We start from the raw sequence: 20,389 nt of genomic DNA on the forward strand, positions 1-20,389 counted from the left end.
AAGAATGTTTGTCAGTGTTCCACCCATGAGCGTCCGCAGCCCTACTGATGAGGACTAAACGGTCTCTGCCAAGCCGCTGTACACCTGTGTGACAACAACATTGGAGATGTGCTCCTTAGAAAGGAGGTGATCCAGCCGCACCTTCCGGTACGGCTACCTTGTTACGACTTCGTCCCAATCGCCGATCCCACCTTCGACGGCTCCCTCCCACAAGGGGTTAGGCCACCGGCTTCGGGTGTTACCGACTTTCATGACGTGACGGGCGGTGTGTACAAGGCCCGGGAACGTATTCACCGCAGCGTTGCTGATCTGCGATTACTAGCGACTCCGACTTCACGGGGTCGAGTTGCAGACCCCGATCCGAACTGAGACCAGCTTTAAGGGATTCGCTCCACCTCACGGTCTCGCAGCCCTCTGTACTGGCCATTGTAGCATGTGTGAAGCCCTGGACATAAGGGGCATGATGACTTGACGTCGTCCCCACCTTCCTCCGAGTTGACCCCGGCAGTCTCTTACGAGTCCCCACCATTACGTGCTGGCAACATAAGACAAGGGTTGCGCTCGTTGCGGGACTTAACCCAACATCTCACGACACGAGCTGACGACAGCCATGCACCACCTGTATACCGACCACAAGGGGGGCCGTATCTCTACGGCTTTCCGGTATATGTCAAACCCAGGTAAGGTTCTTCGCGTTGCATCGAATTAATCCACATGCTCCGCCGCTTGTGCGGGCCCCCGTCAATTCCTTTGAGTTTTAGCCTTGCGGCCGTACTCCCCAGGCGGGGCGCTTAATGCGTTAGCTACGGCACAGATCCCGTGGAAGGAACCCACACCTAGCGCCCACCGTTTACGGCGTGGACTACCAGGGTATCTAATCCTGTTTGCTACCCACGCTTTCGTTCCTCAGCGTCAGTTACTGCCCAGAGACCCGCCTTCGCCACCGGTGTTCCTCCTGATATCTGCGCATTTCACCGCTACACCAGGAATTCCAGTCTCCCCTGCAGTACTCAAGTCTGCCCGTATCGCCTGCAGGCTCACAGTTGAGCTGTGAGTTTTCACAAACGACGCGACAAACCGCCTACGAACTCTTTACGCCCAGTAATTCCGGACAACGCTTGCACCCTACGTATTACCGCGGCTGCTGGCACGTAGTTAGCCGGTGCTTCTTCTGCAGGTACCGTCACTTTCGCTTCGTCCCTGCTGAAAGAGGTTTACAACCCGAAGGCCGTCATCCCTCACGCGGCGTCGCTGCATCAGGCTTTCGCCCATTGTGCAATATTCCCCACTGCTGCCTCCCGTAGGAGTCTGGGCCGTGTCTCAGTCCCAGTGTGGCCGGTCACCCTCTCAGGTCGGCTACCCGTCGTCGCCTTGGTAGGCCATTACCCCACCAACAAGCTGATAGGCCGCGGGCCCATCCTGCACCAGTAAACCTTTCCACCCTCAGCCATGCAGCCGAAGGTCATATCCGGTATTAGACCCAGTTTCCCAGGCTTATCCCGAAGTGCAGGGCAGATCACCCACGTGTTACTCACCCGTTCGCCGCTCGTGTACCCCGAAGGGCCTTACCGCTCGACTTGCATGTGTTAAGCACGCCGCCAGCGTTCGTCCTGAGCCAGGATCAAACTCTCCGTTGAAGACTCTAGAAATCACAGGCGAACCTGGAAATCAGTCATAGACATCGAGTCAAATCACTAGCAATCAAAAACTCAAACTAGCATTTTCAAACACTGACCCCCCACCGACGGAAGAAGGAGAAGAGCCAGCAAATACCCACACCACACCTCACAACCAAACCCCAAGAGGCGGTTGATCATCCGTGATGCGGAGTACCAAAAACATTTGGCACTGACATTCATCGACACACTGTTGAGTTCTCAAAGAACACGCACACGCCATCACTTCTGGCACACTCGCCAGCCGCTCCGGGGCAACCGTTCCATCTTATCCTACCAGCCTCACCGGCGCAAGCCGAGACGCTGAACAGAATCTAACCGGGATGGAAGCACCACCGTACACGACGGTGAACTTCCGATGTACCAGGCGCCTTCGTCCAACCTCGTGTCCCCCGCCTTCCGGCCGGGGTCGGTGTCCGTGTCGCTCTGACCTGGAATAAGTTACGCGAAGGGAAACTGCTTGCCAAATCGCCAGGTCACGGTGTTCGCCGGTTCGGATTCCGCTGGTCAGAGCCGGTGTGCCGGAACCGATTCGGCGTCCTGCCGCTCACACCGGCCGCTGTGACGCCGGACTCACCGCTGAGAAGCGGGATCCGCGGCCACCCTTTCGATGCGGCCGCCGAGTTCCTGGAGGATCTCGACGAAACGGGGGTAGCCCCGGTCGATGTGGAAGACGTCGTGCACTTCAGTCACGCCGTCGGCGACGAGTCCCGCCAGCACCAGGCCGGCGCCGGCCCGGATGTCCGAGGACCACACCGGCGCACTCGACAGCTGCGCGATTCCCCGGATCACAGCGTGGTGACCATCCGTCCGAGCATCGGCACCCAACCGGATCATCTCCTCGACGAACCGGAACCGCGCCTCGAAGACGTTCTCCGTGATCATCGACGTTCCCTCCGCGACCGCGGCGAGACCGATGGCCATCGGCTGGAGGTCGGTGGGGAAACCCGGATAGGGCAGAGTCGCGAAGTTGACGGCCGTGGGCCGCGCTTCCTGGACCACCCGGAATCCGTCGGACTCGGCCGTGACTTCGGCTCCGGCCACCCGCAGCTTGTCGAGCACCAGGCTGAGGTGCTTCGGGTTGACTCCGCGGACTCGCACGTCGCCACGGGTCATCGACGCGGCGATCCCCCACGTCGCTGCGACGATCCGATCGCCGATGACCCGGTGCGTGGTGGGCTCGAGTTTGGGGACGCCCTGGATCGTCAGCGTGGACGTGCCGGCACCCCGGATCTTCGCGCCCATCTGAATCAGCATGTTGCACAGGTCGACGATCTCGGGTTCGCGGGCCGCGTTGTCGATCACCGTCTCACCCTTGGCGAGTACGGCGGCCATCAGGATGTTCTCGGTCGCCCCCACCGACGGGAACGCGAGCCGGATGTTCGCACCGTGCAGGTCGTCGGCCTGCGCCACCACGCAGCCGTGTTCGATCGTGCTGTGCGCGCCCAGCAATCGCAGCCCCGACTGGTGCATGTCGAGGGGCCGCGATCCGATGGCATCGCCACCCGGTAGCGCGACCACGGCGCGTCGGCACCGCGCGACCAGCGGTCCGAGCACACACACCGACGCGCGGAACTGACGTACCGCGGCGAAATCGGCGTGGTGTTTCGGCTCCGCGGGTGTGGTGATCCGGACGATGGAATCGTCGAGGTCCACCTCGCAGCCGAGGCCGCGCAGGACGTCGGCCATCAAAGGGACATCGAGGATGTCCGGGCAGTTGGTGACAGTTGTGGTGCCCTCAGCCAACAGCGCTGCCGCCATCAGCTTGAGAACGCTGTTCTTGGCGCCCCCGACAGACACTTCACCTACGAGGCGGTTACCGCCGGTGACAAGGAAGCGTTCACTCACAGAACACAGCCTAGAGCCAGGGATGCCGACCCCGGAGGCCGGTACCGTAACGCTATGGCCGTACACCTCACCAAGATCTACACCCGGACCGGCGACGACGGGACCACCGGACTCAGCGATTTCTCCCGTGTGTCGAAGAACGATCCGCGGCTGATCGCCTACGCCGACTGCGACGAGGCGAACGCCTCGATCGGGGTCGCGGTGGCATTGGGCGACCCGCCCGAGGAGATCCGGTCGATCCTGCGGCAGATCCAGAACGACCTGTTCGACGCCGGCGCCGACCTCTCCACCCCGGTGGAGGAGGAACCGAAGTACCCGCCGCTGCGCATCTCCGACGAGTACATCGACCGTCTCGAGGGCTGGTGCGACGAACTGAACGAACGCCTGGAGCCGCTGAACTCCTTCATTCTCCCCGGCGGCACGGCACTCGGAGCGCTGCTGCACGTGGCACGGACCGTGACCCGGCGGGCCGAGCGGTCTGCGTGGGCGGCCGTCGACGCGAACCCGGAGACCACCAACGCACTTCCGGCGAAGTATCTCAACCGGCTGTCGGATCTGCTGTTCATCGTCAGCAGGCTCGCGAACCCCGAGGGCGACGTGCTCTGGAAGCCCGGAGCCGGGAAGTCCTGATCAGAGTCGGCGACCGCGAACCGATCGGCCGGACGGTCGTGATTCGACCCAGGACAGGAACGCGGTCAACGCTCCCCCGTCCAATGCGATCTCGTACGAGCTACCGCGGTCCTTGACCGACAGGATGATGATTTCCTCGGACATGATGTCGAACTCGGAGCCCTCCGGGCTGCGACGACCTGCGACTTCGATGCCCTGGCGGTCGATGCGCGAATCAGGGCCGGGGCGCAAACTCGACAGTTTGAAGAAGACGAGGGAACCCTCGCCGTAGCGGATGACGCCGTGGCGCCACCCGGTGTCCCCCGGGGCAGGCGTCACCCGAAGGATCGCCGCGGTGCCACCGCGGCGCAGTACTGCAAGCCGATACAAAAAGACCGCGACGAAGGCCGCGAGCAGCACAACCAGAATGATCAACACAGTCATTCCGATTGTCACTGTTCGTCGGCTCCGTCGCGGTCTTTCTCGTGCAGCCTAAGCGCGCTCTACAGCGCGGATCCGACCCTTGGCGACAGCAATCGCCTCGAGATCGTCTCCACTCTCTGCGAGCACGGCCTTGGCCGCTTCCACATCGATGTCCTCGGCCAAGTCGGCTGACTCGGCGAGGATCGTGACTGTCTTCGCGGTCACGGACAGGAACCCGCCGTGCACAGCAGCGACGATACGCTCACCGTCAGCCGTCGTGATCGCAACCACTCCGGCCTCGACCAGCTGTCCGAGAACCGGCTCATGCCCAGGCATGACACCGATCTCGCCCTCGGTCGTCTGTGCGCTGACGAGAGTCGCCGAACCAGACCACAACCGTCGCTCCACGGCGACGAGTTCCACGGTCATCTCAGCCATCGTCGACTACTTCCCGGCGATCTTCTTGGCTGCAGCCTCGACGTCGTCGAGTCCACCGCAGCTGTTGAACGCCTGCTCGGGCAGGTGATCGAACTCGCCCTTGCAGATGCGGTCGAACGCCTCGATGGTGTCGCGGAGCGGCACCACGGAGCCAGGCTCACCGGTGAACTTCTCGGCGACGATGAAGTTCTGGCCGAGGAACTTCTGCAGGCGGCGGGCACGGCCGACGAGCACCTTGTCCTCTTCCTGCAGCTCGTCCATACCGAGGATGGCGATGATGTCCTGCAGTTCCTTGTACTTCTGCAGGATGCGCTTGACCTCGTTGGCGACCCGGAAGTGCTCGGCACCGACGATGCCGGGCTCCAGGATGCGGGAGGTGGAGGTCAGCGGGTCCACAGCGGGGTAGATACCCATCTGCGAGATCGGACGCGACAGCTCGGTGGTGGCATCGAGGTGCGCGAACGTCGTTGCCGGCGCCGGGTCGGTGTAGTCGTCGGCGGGCACGTAGATCGCCTGCAGCGAGGTGATGGAGCGGCCTCGCGTCGAGGTGATGCGCTCCTGCAGCTCACCCATCTCGTCAGCCAGGGTCGGCTGGTAACCCACGGCCGAAGGCATACGACCGAGCAGGGTCGACACCTCGGAACCGGCCTGGGTGAAACGGAAGATGTTGTCGATGAACAGCAGCACGTCCTGGCCCTGGACATCGCGGAAGTACTCCGCCATGGTCAGCGCGGACAGGGCGACGCGCATACGCGTTCCCGGCGGCTCGTCCATCTGGCCGAAGACGAGGGCGGTGTCCTGGAGGACGCCCATCTCTTCCATCTCGAGGTGAAGGTCGGTGCCCTCACGGGTGCGCTCACCGACGCCTGCGAACACCGAGGTTCCGGAGAACTCGCGGGCGATACGGGTGATCATTTCCTGGATCAGAACGGTCTTGCCGACACCGGCACCACCGAACAGACCGATCTTTCCACCCTTGACGTACGGGGTGAGGAGGTCGATGACCTTGATGCCGGTCTCGAGGATCTCCGTCTTGCCCTCGAGCTGGTCGAAGGCCGGTGGCTTGCGGTGGATGCCCCACTGCTCGCCGTCGCGACCCGTGCCGGGAGCGTCGAGGCAGTCGCCCAGTGCGTTGAACACGTGGCCCTTGACGACGTCTCCGACGGGAACCGAGATCGGCTTGCCGGTGTCGGACACCGAGGTGCCGCGGATCAGGCCGTCGGTGGGCTGCATCGAGACGGTGCGCACCAGGTTGTCGCCGAGGTGCTGTGCGACCTCGAGGGTCAGCGTCTTGGCGACCGAGGGGAGCGTGATCTCGGCGTGCAGGGCGTTGAACAGTTCAGGAATAGCGCCACGCGGGAATTCAACGTCCACGACGGGACCGATGACCCGCACGACGCGGCCGGCGACGGACGAACCCGAGCCTGCCCCGTTGTTTTCGGTTACTGCTGCGGTCATTGCTTAGTCACTTCCTGCGCTCGAGGCAAGCGCATTCGCGCCGCCGACGATCTCGCTGATTTCCTGGGTGATCTGGGCCTGGCGAGCCTGGTTTGCCTGACGGCTCAACGTGTTCACCAGTTCGTTTGCGTTGTCCGTCGCCGCCTTCATGGCGGTACGACGGGCAGCCGACTCCGACGCCGCAGCATCCAGCAGCGAGGAGTAGATGCGGGTGCTGATGTACTTCGGCAGCAGGGCACCGAGCAACTTGTCGGGTTCCGGCTCGAAGTTGTATCCGGCGACCGGCTCCGAGTCGCTGGACCCGTGACCGTTCGACAGCATGTCTTCGCCGAGCTCGACGCGCTCCTCCGAGACCATCACCTCGAGGGGAGCCATCCGGCGAACCTCGGGAGACTGGGTCAGCATCGACACGAAGCGGGTGTAGACGATGTGCAGCTCGTCGACGCCTTCGATGGTGCCCTCGCCGTTCGGCGCGGGGACCTCCGAGCCGGATCCGGCCATGAACAGGTCGACCAGGTGACGGCTCGCCTTGGCAGCGTCGGAGTAGCCCGGATCCTGGGAGAACCCGGTCCACGCACCTCCCAAGTCGCGGCCACGGAACGTGTAGTACCCCAGGCCCTTGGATCCGAGCACGTAGATGACCGGATCCTTGCCCTCGCTGCGCAGCAGCTGGAACAGCTCCTCGGCCTCCTTGAGGACGTTGGAGTTGTATCCGCCGCACATACCGCGGTCGCTGGTGACGACCAGAACCGCGGCACGCTTGGGATCGGTGCGCTCGTTGAGCAACGGGTGGTCCAGCGAAGCCGACGCGCTCGCCAGCTCCGACAGAACCTTCGTGATCTCTTCGGCGTACGGCTTCGCCGCGGCGACGCGCGACTGTGCCTTCGTGATGCGCGAGGTCGCGATCAGTTCCTGGGCCTTGGTGATCTTTTTGGTCGAGTTGACCGACTTGATGCGAGACCTCAGTTCGAGAATGCTTGCCATCGATCGATCACTCTCCCTTCATGTTTCGCAGCATCATGGGCAGGCCGCTCACTTGCTGACGGTGGTGCGCTTGACGTTGATCTGCTCGTGGCCGACCTCGCCGGCGTCCAGAGCTTCGGCCTCGGCCTCGTTCACGACCCGGCTTCCGTCGGACGCGATGAAGGTTTCCTTGAACTTGTCGGTGGCCTCCACCAGCGCCTTGGCGTTGTCGGCGTCGAGGGCCTTGCCGCCCTTGATGCTCTCGTACACGCCGGAGGCGGTGCGGTGCAGCTCGTCGAGCAGTTCGGCTTCGAAGCGGCGGACGTCGCCGACCGGCACGCTGTCGAAGACACCTTCGCCGGCGAGGTAGATCGAGACGATCTGGTCCTCGACGGGGATCGGGCTGTACTGATCCTGCTTGAGCAGCTCCACCAGGCGGGCACCGCGCTCGAGCTGTGCCTTCGAGGCGGCGTCCAGGTCGGAGGCGAAGGCGGAGAACGCCTCGAGCTCACGGAACTGAGCCAGCTCCAGACGCAGCGAACCGGAGACCTTCTTCATGCCCTTGGTCTGCGCGGCGCCACCGACTCGGGACACCGAGATGCCGACGTTGATGGCCGGGCGGACACCCTTGTTGAACAGGTCCGACTCGAGGAACACCTGACCGTCGGTGATGGAAATGACGTTGGTCGGGATGTAGGCCGAGACGTCGTTGGCCTTGGTCTCGATGATCGGCAGCGCGGTCAGCGAGCCTCCACCCAGGGCGTCGGACAGCTTGGCCGAACGCTCCAGCAGGCGGGAGTGCAGGTAGAAGACGTCACCGGGGTATGCCTCACGTCCCGGCGGGCGACGCAGCAGCAGCGAGATGGCGCGGTACGCCTCGGCCTGCTTGGTCAGGTCGTCGAACACGACCAGGACGTGCTTGCCCTGGTACATCCAGTGCTGGCCGATGGCGGAGCCGGTGTAGGGCGCGAGCCACTTGAATCCGGCGGAGTCGGAGGCCGGGGCGGCGACGATGGTGGTGTACTCCATCGCGCCCTGCTCCTCGAGGGCAGCCTTGACGCCCGCAATGGTGGAGCCCTTCTGGCCGATCGCGACGTAGATGCAGCGAACCTGCTGCTTCTCGTCGCCGGTCTCCCAGTTGGCCTTCTGGTTCAGGATCGCGTCGATGCAGACGGCGGTCTTGCCCGTCTTACGGTCGCCGATGACGAGCTGGCGCTGTCCGCGGCCGATCGGGGTCATCGCGTCGATGGCCTTGATGCCGGTCTGCAGCGGCTCCTCGACGGGCTGACGCTCGAGCACCGAGGCAGCCTGCAGTTCGAGCGCGCGGGTCTCGTTGCTCTCGATCTCGCCCAGGCCGTCGATCGGCTGTCCGAGCGGGTTGATGACGCGGCCGAGGAAGGCGTCGCCGACGGGTACCGACAGCACGTCGCCGGTCCGCTTGACTTCCTGGCCTTCCTGGATGTTCTCGTAATCGCCCAGGATGACGGCACCGATCTCGGTGGCGTCCAGGTTGAGCGCGACACCCAGAATTCCGCCGGGGAACTCCAGCAGTTCGTTGGCCATCGCCGAAGGCAGGCCACTGACGTGCGCGATGCCGTCGCTGGTGTCGGTCACAAGGCCGACCTCTTCGCGGGAGGCCTCCGGGGAGTAGCTCGCGGTGTAGTTCTCGATCGCACTACGGATCTCGTCGGAGGAGATCGTCAGCTCCGCCATGTTTTTCCTGCTCTCGGTGTCTGGTCTTCGAAAAGATCTGGGGTATGGGGTTCGGTTGCGGACTACTTGAGGGATTTCCGCAGCGCTGCGAGACGTCCCGCGCCGCTGCCGTCGATCACCTCGTCGCCCACCCGGACGACCAAGCCGCTGAGGAGTTCAGGATCGACCTCCACGTGAACCGTCACCGGCTTCCCGTAGGTACGGGTGAGGGTGGCGGTCAGCCGATCCGACTGCTCACTGGACAGCGGAGCAGAGCTGCGCACCTTGGCGACAACTGCTTCCCGCTGTGCTGCTGCCAGATTCGACAGTTCGTCGAAGGCGTCCGCGGGTGCGGAGTTCTTCAACCGGCCCACTGCCTGGGTCGCCAGCGCCTCGGCGACAGCGGTGACCTTGCCGTACAGCAGCTTGGAGAGCAGTTCACGCTTCCTCTTCGCCGGCACGGAACGGTCGGACAGTGACTGCTCGAGCTTCGGGTTACCGGCAACGATGCGGCCGAGGCGGAAGAGCTCGTCCTCGACAGCGTCGAGCTGTCCCTGATCGGCCGCTGCCTTCAGCAGCGATTCCCGACCGACGAGCACCAGCGAGTTGAGCAGGTCGGAGGTGACGGACCAGTCCTGGCCCACCGCCGCCTTCAGGACGGCGAGGGTCTCGGCCGAGACCTTGCCACCGAATACCTGCTCGGCCAGACCTTCGCGAACGTTCCCGGGCGTCGAGGTGTCCGACAGGGCACTCCGGAGAGTGCGCTGCTCGTCCAGGATCTCGACGACCGAGAACAGCTCGGCCCCGATCTGGGCCGCGGCCGCTGTGGCTGCTCCGGCAGAGACGGATCCCAAGGCCGAAGACAACGCAGCACGGGTCTGCGTCAAGGCCTCACGGCTCGCTGCGTACATGGTGCTCACTTCCCTGCTGCGGAATTTGCGCCGATGGTGTCGAGCTCGTTCAGGAAGCGATCGACCGTGCCGGCCCGCTTGACGTCGTCGGCGAGGGACTCACCGATGACCTTCTCGGCGAGGTCGACCGCGGTGCGGCCGAGATCGGCGCGCAGTTCGGCGACGATCTGCTGACGCTGGGCAACCAACTGGTTGTTGCCGGCGGCCACGATGCGGTCGCTTTCTTCCTGAGCCTGTGCCTTCATTTCGGCGATGATCTGCTGCCCCTGGGTGCGCGCGTCCTCACGGATCTGCGCAGCCTCGGTGCGAGCTTCGGCGAGCTGAGCGCGGTACTGCTCGAGCGCCGCCTTCGCTTCGGCCTGGGCCTCTTCGGCCCTCTTGATGCCGCCGTCGATCTGCTCGGTTCGCTCGGCAAGGACCTTCTGGAACATCGGAAGGACGTACTTCCAGAAGACGAAACCAACGATGACCAGGCAGACGATCGACCAAACGATGTCATACGTCTCGGGCAGGAGAGGGTTGTGACTCTCTTCCTGCGCGAGGACTGCGATGTTGGCTGCCATGACGGTCTTAGAAAATGAAGCCGGCGACGAGGCCGATCAGCGCGAGGGCTTCGGTGAAGGCGATACCGAGGAACATCGTGGTACGAACCTGTCCGGCCATCTCGGGCTGGCGAACCATTCCCTCGATCGCCTTACCGACGACGATGCCCACGCCGATGCCGGGGCCGATCGCGGCGAGGCCGTAGCCGATGGCTCCGAAACCCGTCGAGTTGGTTTCCTGGACAGCTTCCTGAGCGAGGTAGGCGAGGCTCATGGTGTTCCGTTCCCTTTCTGTTGACCTCCGCCGGATTCGGCGGGAGGCTCAGTTCTTGGTGTAGCTGGTCGTGAAATTTGTGGTGCTAGTGCGAATCCGCGTGCAGCGCCAGATCGATGTACACCGACGTGAGCAGCGCGAAGACGTAGGCCTGCAGGAAGATCACCAGCAGTTCGAAGAAGGTGAATGCAATGCCGGCGGCAAGCGAGGCCACACCGAACACGGCCTGGAAGCCACCGGAGACGAAGAAGAAGTACTGAGTGGCGCTGAAGAACAGCACCAGCAGGATGTGGCCGGCCAGCATGTTGGCCATGAGACGAACCATGAGCGTGAACGGCCGGAGGACGAACGTCGAGATGAACTCGATCGGCACGAGCAGGAAGTGCAGCGGAAGCGGAACACCGGGGACCACGATGCTGCTCTTCACGTACTTGAAGAAGCCGTACTTCTTGATGCCGACGTAGTTGAACACGATGTACGCGAGGGCGGCGAGCACGAGCGGCATGCCGATACGCGCGTTCGGAGAGATGTTGATGAAGGGGATGATGCTGCCGAGGTTGGAGGCGAGCACCAGGAAGAAGATGGTGGTGATGACCGGCAGGAAGCGCTTGCCCTGCTCCTTGCCGAGAATCTCTTCCGCGATGTTGATCCGGACGAAGTCGAGCGCGATCTCACCGATGTTCTGGACACCGCGAGGGATGATCTTCGGGCTGCGCAGCGCGATGACGAAGAAGAGCATCATCAGTCCGGACAGCAGGATGCGAACCAGCATCAGGCGGTCGAGTTCGAACGGAGTCCCTTCGAACAGGACCGCGGGCGGGAAGAAGTCGTTCAGGGAAGGCGCGTGGAATTCTTCTCCAGCAGCCACGTTGATGACGCTCAGCGTTCTCTCCCGTAGTCGGTCCGCAGCCTTCGTTGACTGCGGTTCGATCGGACATTGACGATCAAACAAGTCGACAAGCTCGACTCGCGTATTCGTCAGCTGCTGCGGACTGTTCGAGTCCAGCGTCTGTCGGTGTCGGCGACTCTCGTCGACTCGGCGGCCCTGAAAGTGCGGCCACCTACAAGCATGCAATACCGGCGAGTAACTTACTCGCACTCTCATTGCTCTCGCTTGACCCAGACCTTAGCAAGTCATCTACGACGTTGTGTAGACGGGGTCCGGGTCGATTCAATTTTACTACATCTCGTAGTACTACTTATCGTCCGATTCCGGCGATCCGGCGTCGTCCGACGGCGTCGGCTCGACGTACGGCGCCTTGGTTCCCAGGACGCCGAACGTTTCCGCTCCCAGCACGATCACCAACGACAGCACCATGACCAGCACCAATGCCGTCTTGTCGTAGAAGTCGAGCGGTTTGAGGATCGCCAGGACCGTGATCGCGAGAATCATCTTCAGCAACCACGTACCGAGCAGTACCGCTCCCGCCGTCAAGGCCGGAAGTTTCGCGGTGAACAGCACACCCAGTGCCGTGCACAGGATGAACCCTCCCCCGACTGCCGCACCGAGAAGAGCGCCGTACAGACCGGGCTTGCCCGCGACGAGAAATGCGATGATCGAGCCGACCACTGCCAGCACGATCAGACCGAGAACTCCGTAGCGGACGGCAGCCCGCAACGACGCGGTGTGATCAGGGGCGGAGGCGGGGGTGAACGTCACGGTCGCCAAGGGTAGTGGATCTTCGCCGGTCCGCCGCAACCCTCCGGTCAGCCGCGACGGTCGTGCTGCTGTCCGCGAATCGACGGGACGGCCGTCACGACCAGCGCGAAGACGAGGCCTCCCGCAACCAGGAGGACGACGACGCGACGGTCGAACAGGGCCGATCCGACCGCGCCGAACGCCAGGACACCGACCCACAAGTAGATGAGCAGCACGACGCGGCGGTGCGAGTGCCCGATCTGCAGCAACCGGTGGTGCAGGTGCATCTTGTCGGGACTGAACGGGCTCACGCCCGCACGGGTCCGCCGGACGACGGCGAGCAGCAGGTCGAGGATCGGGATGAACATGACGGCACCGACGAGGAGCAGCGGCGAGAGAAGACCGAGCAGGTCGCGGGTGCCGTACGCGGTCAGCGGGATGCGACCGGACGCGCTGGTGGAGATGGCCGCGAGCATCAGACCGATCAGCATGGAGCCCGAGTCGCCCATGAAGATCTTGGCGGGCTGGAAGTTGTGCGGAAGGAATCCGAGACACGCACCTGCCAGCGCCGCGGCGATCAGCGCGGGCGGATACGCGCTGACGTCGCCGCCCTGATCGTGCAGAAGCCCCACCGAGAACACGCAGATCGCGAGCGAGGAGATCAGACCGAGGCCCGCCGCGAGACCGTCGAGGCCGTCGACGAAGTTCATGGCGTTCACCATCACGACCGCGACACCCACAGTGACGAGACCGGCCTGGAGCTGGTCGAGGATGACGGTGCTGCCGTCCCCGAACGGCATATAGATGATGAACCAGCTCACTCCCATCACGACGAGAATGCCCGCCGCGGTGACCTGACCGACGAACTTGGTGAGCGCGTCCAGGCCCCATCGGTCGTCGACCACCCCCACCAGCACGATCACGAACCCCGAGACCAGCGCCGCGGGAATGTCGGAGGTGAACTCGAATCCCCGGGTCAGTGCGGGTAGCTGCTGCGCGAACAACAACGCGACGAGCATCCCGAGATACATGCCGACCCCGCCGAGACGGGGCGTCGGGGTGACGTGGACGTCCCGGTCCCGCGGCACGGCAACGGCCCCGAATCGGAGCGCGAACAGCCGCACCGCCCCGGTGGCCAGGTAGGTGACCACCGCAGCGGTGAAGAGTACGAGCAGGAGTTCGCGCAGCGGGACACCCGCGCCCCCACCTGCTTGAGCCAGCGCCACGCCGGCCGATTCGGCAGCACTCACTGGGCGGACAGACTCTCCGCCGTCACTCCGAGCACGTTGGCGACATCGCCGGTGGGCACGGCGCCTTCACGCAGGATCCGGGGGGTCGCGCCGGTGAGGTCGACGATCGTCGATGCCTGCCCCTGCTCCGCCCGGCCACCGTCGAGGTACACGCTCGCCGAGCCGCCGAGTTGCTCGCGCGCTTCCTCGACCGTCGTCGCGGGCGGCTGCCCGGAGACGTTCGCGCTCGACACCGCCAGCGGTCCGACTTCACGCAACAGTTCGAGGGCGACGGGGTGCAGCGGCATGCGCAGCATGACCGTGCCCCGGGTGTCGCCGAGGTCCCACGCCAGCGAAGGTGCTTGCTCCACAACGAGACTCAGTCCGCCCGGCCAGAACGCCCGGATGAGGTCGCGCGTCTGCGGGCGCACGCTGTACACCAGGCCGTCGATCGTGTTCCACGAGCCGACAAGCACGGGAACCGGCATGTCGCGCCCGCGACCCTTGGCCCGCAGGAGAGCGGCGACAGCCTCGCTGTCGAATGCGTCCGCGCCGATCCCGTACAGCGTGTCCGTGGGGAGCACGACGAGCCGCCCGGCCTTGAGCGCATTCTTGGCCGCACTCATTCCGGCGGAGCGTGAATCGGGAAGGCCACAGTCGTAAACGGTACTCACCCGCCCATTCTTTCACCCTCGGTGACGGCCCCTGCACGCTGCGCCTCGATATCCGTGGCGACGCGCCGGGCGACCACGAAGCGCGGCTTGCCTGCGAGGTCCGGGTGCTCCGCGACCTCGCCGAACACCCGGCGGGACGCGAACAGTGCCGCCACGTCGGCCCCGTTGGAGTCGTCGTGTTCGATGCCTACCGCTCCCCCGATCCGCAACCAGCGGGCGACGTTCGAGATCATCGGCTTGATGACGGACAGACCGTCCGGTCCGGCGAACAGTGCACTGTGCGGATCGTGGTCGGCCACCTCGGGTTCGAGCTCGACGCCCTCCGGGATGTAGGGCGGGTTCGCCACGATCAGGTCGACGCCGCCTTCGAGCCCGGCCAGTAACGTCCGGTCGGTCACGTCACCCTGGTACAGGCGGATCGGTGCGTCACCTGCCTGTTCGCGGGCGTCGGCGTTGCGCCGGGCCCATGCGAGCGCGTGCGGTTCGAGTTCGACGGCGTGCACGACGGCGTCGGGGCGGGCATTGGCGATCGCGAGCGCGAGCGCGCCCGAGCCGGTGCACAGGTCGAGGACCACCGGCGGATGCTGATCGCAGCTTCCGAGGAAGGCGAGCGCCCACCCGAGCAGCAGTTCCGTCTCGGGACGCGGCACGAAGACCCCGGGACCGACCTCGATGTCGATGTCCCCCATCGCGGCCGTACCGAGGATGTACTGCAACGGAATCCGCTTGGCGCGCTGGTCGACCATCTTCTTGTAGGCGTCGATCACCGACTCGTCGACCAGCGGGACGAGGCCGAGCCGGGTCCGTTCCACCCCCAGCAGGTGGGCCGCGAGCAGTTCGGCATCCGCACGGGAGCTACGCACCCCGGCCTCGTCGAGTTGCGCGGTTGCGTCGATCAGGGCCAGGCGAAGAGGAAGGCGACTCACAGGTACAGAGTGCCACGCGGCTTGCCGCCCGGTGGCGCGGTCCCGCTTCGCGGCTACTCCGCGGCGAGCCTCGCCTCGCGGTCGGACTTGCCCAGGGCATCCAGCAGGGCGTCGAGTTCGCCGTCCAGGACCGCATCCAGGTTGTGGGACTTGAAACCGATCCGGTGATCGGTGATGCGGTTCTCCGGGAAGTTGTAGGTGCGGATGCGCTCCGAACGATCGACGGTGCGCACCTGACTCTGCCTGCCCGCCGACGCCTCCGCATCCGCGGCTTCCTCGGCGGCGGCCTGCAGCCGCGCGGCGAGCACCTGCATGGCGCGGGCCTTGTTCTGCAGCTGTGAGCGCTCGTTCTGGCAGGTCACGACGATTCCGGTGGGCAGGTGCGTGATACGGACCGCGGAGTCGGTGGTGTTGACACCCTGACCGCCCTTGCCCGAGGAGCGGTAGACGTCGATGCGCAGATCGGTTTCGTCGATCTGCACCTCCTCGACCTCTTCCGGTTCGGGGTAGATGAGGACGCCGGCGGCGGACGTGTGCACGCGTCCCTGCGATTCCGTGACCGGCACGCGCTGCACGCGGTGGACACCGCCCTCGAACTTCAGTCGTGCCCAGACCCCGTCACGCACATCGCCCTTCGACTTGATCGACAGGGTCGCGTCCTTGTATCCACCGAGATCGGACACGGTCGCGTCGAGGATCTCGACACGCCAGCCGTGACGCTCGGCGTACCGGACGTACATCCGGGCCAGATCGGAGGCGAACAGCGCGGATTCCTCGCCGCCCTCCCCCGACTTCACCTCGAGCACCACGTCGTCACCGTCGTGCGGGTCGCGGGGGGCCAGAAGGTCGGTGAGGGCCTTGTCGAGTTCCAGGACCTGCGCCTCGAGTTCGGGCACCTCGGCGGCGAAGCTGGAGTCGTCGGCGGCGAGTTCGCGCGCGGCATCCAGATCGTCCTGCGCCGACTTGAGCTTGGCATATGTCGCCATGATCGGCGCGAGCTCGGCGAATCGCTTGCCCGCCTTGCGGGCGGCGGAAGCGTCGTTGTGCAGGGCCGGGTCCGCCAACTGCTGCTCCAGGCCGGCATGTTCGGCCAGGATGTCGTCGATGGCCGAAGGCTGGGTGGTCCCTGCCATGATTCGCTCCGCTCTGCGTTCTTTCGGGAATAGGCACAAAAAAGCCGACGCCCGGCCTGCAATTATCGCAGGACGGGCGTCGGCGGAACAGCTAGGACTCTGCAGATTCCTTGGCTGCGCCCTTGCCGGCGCGCTTGCCGTAGCGAGCCTCGAAGCGGGCGACACGTCCACCGGTGTCGAGGATCTTCTGCTTGCCGGTGTAGAACGGGTGGCACTGCGAGCAGACCTCGACGTTGATACGCCCGGTCTCCTTGGTGCTGTGGGTCTCGAAGGTGTTTCCGCAACCGCAGACCACGGTGGTGGCCACGTAGTTGGGGTGAATGCCTGACTTCATGGTGTCCCTTTCAATGGTCGCCGGGTCGCCTTCGCCGTTCGAAGACGTGAACCGGAACCGGACTCAGCCGCTCAGTATGCCAGATCGCAGGTTCGCGATCCCAATCGGCATTTGTGCTTGCGGTGTGGTCAACGCGGGTGGTCTGCGTTTTGTTCCACGGTGATTTCGAGGGGAAAACAGCGGGGCCCGGCGACCGAAAGTCGCCGGGCCCCGCTCTGGTCGCGATCAGTCGTCGATCGCGCCCGGAGCAGTCTTCGACACCTGCATGAGGAACTCGATGTTGCTCTTGCTCTTCTTGAGGCGGTCGATCAGCAGATCGATGGCCTGGTGCGAGTCGAGACCCGAGAGCACGCGCCGGAGCTTGTGCAGCACCGCGGCCTCGTCCGGGCTGAGCAGCAGCTCGTCCTTACGCGTACCCGAGGGGTTCACGTCCACGGCCGGGAACACACGACGCTCCGCGATCTTGCGGTCGAGCTTCAGCTCGGCGTTACCGGTGCCCTTGAACTCCTCGAAGATCACGGTGTCGCCGGTGGAACCGGTCTCGACCATGGCCGTCGCGATGATCGTGAGCGAACCGCCGTTCTCGATGTTGCGCGCAGCACCGAGGAAACGCTTCGGCGGGTAGAGCGCGGTCGAGTCGACACCACCGGAGAGGATGCGTCCCGAAGCCGGCGACGAGTTGTTGTACGCACGGCCGAGGCGAGTGATCGAGTCGAGGAGGACGACGACATCCTTACCCGCCTCCACCAGACGCTTCGCACGCTCGATGGCCAGTTCGGCGACCGAGGTGTGGTCTCCCGGCGGACGGTCGAAGGTCGAGGAGATGACCTCGCCCTTCACCGAACGCTGCATGTCGGTGACCTCTTCGGGCCGCTCGTCGACCAGCACGACCATGAGGTAGCACTCGGGGTTGTTGGTCGCGATGGCGTTCGCGATGGCCTGCAGAACGCTGGTCTTACCGGCCTTCGGCGGGCTCACGATCAGCGCACGCTGTCCCTTGCCGATCGGCATCACCAGGTCGATGACACGGGTCGTCAAGATGTTCGGCGTCGTCTCCAGACGCAGCCGCTGATTCGGGTACAGCGGGGTGAGCTTGCCGAACTCGGGGCGCTTCTTGGCCGCTTCCACGTCGCCACCGTTGACGGTGTCGATGCGGACCAGCGGGTTGAACTTCTGGCGCTGGTTGCCCTGTTCACCCTCGCGCCCGACCCGGACTGCGCCGGTGATGGCGTCGCCGCGACGGAGGCCGTTCTTACGGATCAGGTTCATCGACACGTAGACGTCGTTCGGTCCGGCCAGGTAGCCGGAGGTCCGCACGAACGCGTAGTTGTCGAGGACGTCCAGGATGCCGGCGACCGGCTGCAGGACGTCGTCCTCGCGGATCTCGGTCTCGCGGGCGTCACCGCCGCCGCCTTCGCCGCGGTCGCGTCCACGACGACGTTCGCGGAAGCGACGTCCGCGGCGTCCGCGACCGCCTTCCTCGTCGTCGCCCGGGCGGTTGTCGTTGTTGCGCGGGCCGTTGTTGCCCTGGCTGCGGTCCCCACGGTTGTCGCGATCGCCGCGTTCGCCGCGGTCACCGCGTTCGCCGCGGGTGTCGCGGGTGTCGCGGGTGTCGCCACGGTCGCCACGATCACCGCGGTCGCCGCCCCGCTCACGTCGGTTGCGGTCGCCGCCCTGTTCGCCGGAGCCGTCCTGCTTGGCCGGCTTCTCTGCGGAATCCTGACGGTCGTCGGCCTGCTTGCGCTCGGCCTGCTGCGTGTCGGCGGCATTCGCCGAGGCGGTGTCCTGAGCGTTACCGCTCTGGTCACCCTGCTCGGGTGCGCCTGCCCGACGCGCGGATCCGCGGCGCTGACGCCCGCGGCGGCCGCCTTCGGCGGTGTCCGTGTCGGCGGCTGCGCCGTCGCCCGTCGCGGGTTCGGCCGTCTTGGGCTCGGCGGCCTTCTCGGTGGTCTCCACCTGGGGAGTCACTTCGAGCTCGGTCTGAGCGGACTCGACGCGCTTCGCGCGGGTCGCCCGGGTCCGGGGAGCGGCTTCGGTCGCGGCAGCGGCCGGGGCGGAAGAGCCGCCCTGGCGCTCCTTGATCGCGGCAATCAGGTCGCCCTTGCGCATCCCCGAGATGCCCTTGATGCCCAGCTCACCTGCGAGAGTGCGGAGCTCGGTGAGCACCATTCCGGACAGCCCGGCACCCCGGCGCGCCTCGGCGCGCTTGGTGGAGGCCGTCACTGCACCTTGGCCGGGTGCGGTCGATGACGCCTGTGAAGAGTCGCCTGCCTGCGCGCCAACGGTATCCACCGAGGAGGCGCGCACAGGAGCGGCGATGAGGTCCGTATCGGTCACGGAGGTCCTTTCCTTCCCTCACTCGCGCTGCGCAGAGTCGAGGGTTCGTCCCGTAATTCGGTTTCGAATACCGAATTCGGATGTGCCGTACGTAGTTGCATGTGAAGAACTGCCGGCTTGCCCGCCATCACATCACCTTTGAAACAGGCGCGTACTCGCAATCCCTACACGACAGATAGTGCGGAGGATCGTGCCAGGAGCCGTCAACCCCGATTGACCTGGAGTAATTGCCCTGGTGAAGCACCGGCGTCTGATGCGCACGATGTACGGACATTGCCCAGGATAGCTGTGAACGACCGTAGGGGCAAGGACACGCCCCTACGGCGTGTCAGCTGGTCCGGACGCCGTCCGCCACGTCCAGTTCGAGAACCTGCAACCCCTCGGCCTCGGCCTGCGCCCGAAGATCCACGGGGAAAGGCTCCGTAGTCAATGCGAGGACGGTCGGCCCGGCTCCTGAGACGGTGGCGGCGATACCCGCCTTCCGGAGGACGGCAATCCATCGCGTCGTGAGCGGAAGGGCCGGAGCGCGCTGCGTCTGATGCAGTCGGTCCTCGGTGGCCGCCATCAGAAGGTCGGGACGCTCTGTGAGCGCCACCACAGCGAGGGCGCCGCGGCTGACGTTGAATGCCGCGTCCCGGTGGGGAACCGTCTCGGGCAACAGACCCCGCGTGTGGGCGGTCGACGAGCGCTCCCCCGGCACCAGCGCGACGACGCGGATCGCGGGATGGACCTTCAGCGCGACGGCCGAGTAGATGTCGGTGGCCGCGGGCGCTCCGTCGGGCTGCTCGCTCGCGCAGCTCCACGACACCACGGCGCCCCCGAGCACGCTGGCCGACGCGTTGTCGGGGTGCCCTTCGAATTCGGACGACAGCTGGACGAGCTGATCGAGCGACAGCCCGAGTTCGGGGTCGAGCTTGATCGCCAGGCCGTTGGCGGCCGCCAGTCCCCCGACGACGGCGGAGGCCGACGAACCCAGGCCCCGAGAATGGGGTATCGCGTTGCGGCACACCACATCCAGTCCGTCGGCCCACACGCCCGCCGATTCCAGGCCACGTTCGATGGCCCGGACCACGAGATGGGACGGACCCCACGGCACGTCGTCGGCGCCCTCGCCCTCGACCCGGATCTTCAGCCCCGAACCCGTGGTCGTCACGGTGATCTCGTCGTACAGCCCGAGCGCGATGCCCAGCGTGTCGAAGCCCGGGCCGAGGTTGGCGCTCGACGCAGGCACGCGGGCGGTCACGGTGAGGCCCGTGGGGAGGGTCTGTGTCATGGCAGCGGTG

19 protein-coding genes and 1 rRNA gene are annotated in these 20,389 nt (G+C 65.2%); 1 reads left to right on the forward strand and 19 read right to left on the reverse strand.

What is annotated here, in order from left to right; genetic code table 11:
• Positions 1–119: 119 nt before the first annotated feature.
• Together PSR88_RS07420 and murA are read right to left on the reverse strand one after the other, a co-directional pair.
• Positions 120–1,637: ribosomal RNA gene (locus PSR88_RS07420) — 16S ribosomal RNA — on the reverse strand.
• A gap of 612 nt (positions 1,638–2,249) precedes the next feature.
• Positions 2,250–3,524: a UDP-N-acetylglucosamine 1-carboxyvinyltransferase gene (gene murA / locus PSR88_RS07425; protein WP_011594473.1), complete on the reverse strand. Its 1,275-nt coding sequence runs from the start codon at positions 3,522–3,524 to the stop codon at positions 2,250–2,252.
• Positions 3,525–3,578: 54 nt separating this feature from the next.
• Here murA and PSR88_RS07430 point away from each other — a divergent pair, with 54 nt between their 5' ends.
• Complete coding sequence (locus tag PSR88_RS07430) at positions 3,579–4,154, forward strand: cob(I)yrinic acid a,c-diamide adenosyltransferase (protein ID WP_009474164.1); 576 nt, start codon at positions 3,579–3,581, stop codon at positions 4,152–4,154.
• On the opposite strand, the gene PSR88_RS07435 is transcribed toward PSR88_RS07430, so the two are convergent.
• From PSR88_RS07435 to thrB, 17 genes are all read right to left on the reverse strand, one after another.
• Positions 4,155–4,577 carry a DUF2550 domain-containing protein gene (locus PSR88_RS07435; RefSeq protein ID WP_005571048.1) on the reverse strand — a complete coding sequence of 141 codons (423 nt, stop codon included), beginning with the start codon at positions 4,575–4,577 and terminating at the stop codon, positions 4,155–4,157.
• A gap of 48 nt (positions 4,578–4,625) precedes the next feature.
• A complete protein-coding gene (locus PSR88_RS07440) occupies positions 4,626–4,994 on the reverse strand; it encodes a F0F1 ATP synthase subunit epsilon (protein ID WP_005252961.1) in 369 nt (122 codons plus the stop codon).
• A gap of 6 nt (positions 4,995–5,000) precedes the next feature.
• Complete coding sequence (gene atpD, locus PSR88_RS07445) at positions 5,001–6,452, reverse strand: F0F1 ATP synthase subunit beta (protein WP_005252960.1); 1,452 nt, start codon at positions 6,450–6,452, stop codon at positions 5,001–5,003.
• 3 nt (positions 6,453–6,455) lie between these two features.
• Positions 6,456–7,436, reverse strand: a complete 981-nt coding sequence (locus PSR88_RS07450) for a F0F1 ATP synthase subunit gamma (RefSeq protein ID WP_009474166.1) — start codon at positions 7,434–7,436, stop codon at positions 6,456–6,458.
• Positions 7,437–7,484: 48 nt separating this feature from the next.
• A complete protein-coding gene (atpA, locus tag PSR88_RS07455; RefSeq protein ID WP_005252958.1) occupies positions 7,485–9,128 on the reverse strand; it encodes a F0F1 ATP synthase subunit alpha in 1,644 nt (547 codons plus the stop codon).
• 62 nt (positions 9,129–9,190) lie between these two features.
• Positions 9,191–10,018: a F0F1 ATP synthase subunit delta gene (locus tag PSR88_RS07460; RefSeq protein WP_009474167.1), complete on the reverse strand. Its 828-nt coding sequence runs from the start codon at positions 10,016–10,018 to the stop codon at positions 9,191–9,193.
• A 5-nt stretch (positions 10,019–10,023) separates the two neighbouring features.
• Positions 10,024–10,581: a F0F1 ATP synthase subunit B gene (locus PSR88_RS07465; RefSeq protein WP_009474168.1), complete on the reverse strand. Its 558-nt coding sequence runs from the start codon at positions 10,579–10,581 to the stop codon at positions 10,024–10,026.
• Between the two features lie 7 nt (positions 10,582–10,588).
• Complete coding sequence (locus PSR88_RS07470) at positions 10,589–10,834, reverse strand: ATP synthase F0 subunit C (RefSeq protein ID WP_005252955.1); 246 nt, start codon at positions 10,832–10,834, stop codon at positions 10,589–10,591.
• Positions 10,835–10,919: 85 nt separating this feature from the next.
• Positions 10,920–11,702, reverse strand: coding sequence for a F0F1 ATP synthase subunit A (atpB, locus tag PSR88_RS07475; RefSeq protein ID WP_009474169.1), 783 nt, complete (start codon positions 11,700–11,702; stop codon positions 10,920–10,922).
• A 327-nt stretch (positions 11,703–12,029) separates the two neighbouring features.
• Complete coding sequence (locus tag PSR88_RS07480; protein ID WP_007300049.1) at positions 12,030–12,503, reverse strand: hypothetical protein; 474 nt, start codon at positions 12,501–12,503, stop codon at positions 12,030–12,032.
• Between the two features lie 38 nt (positions 12,504–12,541).
• Positions 12,542–13,723: a glycosyltransferase family 4 protein gene (locus PSR88_RS07485; RefSeq protein WP_005252952.1), complete on the reverse strand. Its 1,182-nt coding sequence runs from the start codon at positions 13,721–13,723 to the stop codon at positions 12,542–12,544.
• Positions 13,720–14,376, reverse strand: a complete 657-nt coding sequence (locus PSR88_RS07490; protein ID WP_016883078.1) for an L-threonylcarbamoyladenylate synthase — start codon at positions 14,374–14,376, stop codon at positions 13,720–13,722. Before PSR88_RS07490 ends, PSR88_RS07485 begins: the two co-directional genes overlap by 4 nt.
• Entirely contained in the window at positions 14,373–15,302 is a 930-nt protein-coding gene (gene prmC, locus PSR88_RS07495) for a peptide chain release factor N(5)-glutamine methyltransferase (protein ID WP_009474172.1), read from the reverse strand. Before prmC ends, PSR88_RS07490 begins: the two co-directional genes overlap by 4 nt.
• A 53-nt stretch (positions 15,303–15,355) precedes the next feature.
• On the reverse strand, positions 15,356–16,435 hold the full coding sequence (gene prfA / locus PSR88_RS07500; protein WP_009474173.1) for a peptide chain release factor 1: 1,080 nt from the start codon (positions 16,433–16,435) through the stop codon (positions 15,356–15,358).
• A 91-nt stretch (positions 16,436–16,526) separates the two neighbouring features.
• Positions 16,527–16,769 (reverse strand): 50S ribosomal protein L31, encoded by a 243-nt coding sequence (gene rpmE, locus PSR88_RS07505; RefSeq protein ID WP_005252948.1) that lies wholly within the window; start codon positions 16,767–16,769, stop codon positions 16,527–16,529.
• Between the two features lie 225 nt (positions 16,770–16,994).
• Entirely contained in the window at positions 16,995–19,106 is a 2,112-nt protein-coding gene (gene rho / locus PSR88_RS07510; RefSeq protein ID WP_016883077.1) for a transcription termination factor Rho, read from the reverse strand.
• Between the two features lie 328 nt (positions 19,107–19,434).
• Positions 19,435–20,379: a homoserine kinase gene (gene thrB, locus PSR88_RS07515; protein ID WP_029539442.1), complete on the reverse strand. Its 945-nt coding sequence runs from the start codon at positions 20,377–20,379 to the stop codon at positions 19,435–19,437.
• Positions 20,380–20,389 lie beyond the last annotated feature (10 nt).

The organism is Rhodococcus sp. DK176, assembly GCF_038447315.2.
GTDB classification, from domain to species: domain Bacteria; phylum Actinomycetota; class Actinomycetes; order Mycobacteriales; family Mycobacteriaceae; genus Rhodococcus_F; species Rhodococcus_F jostii_A.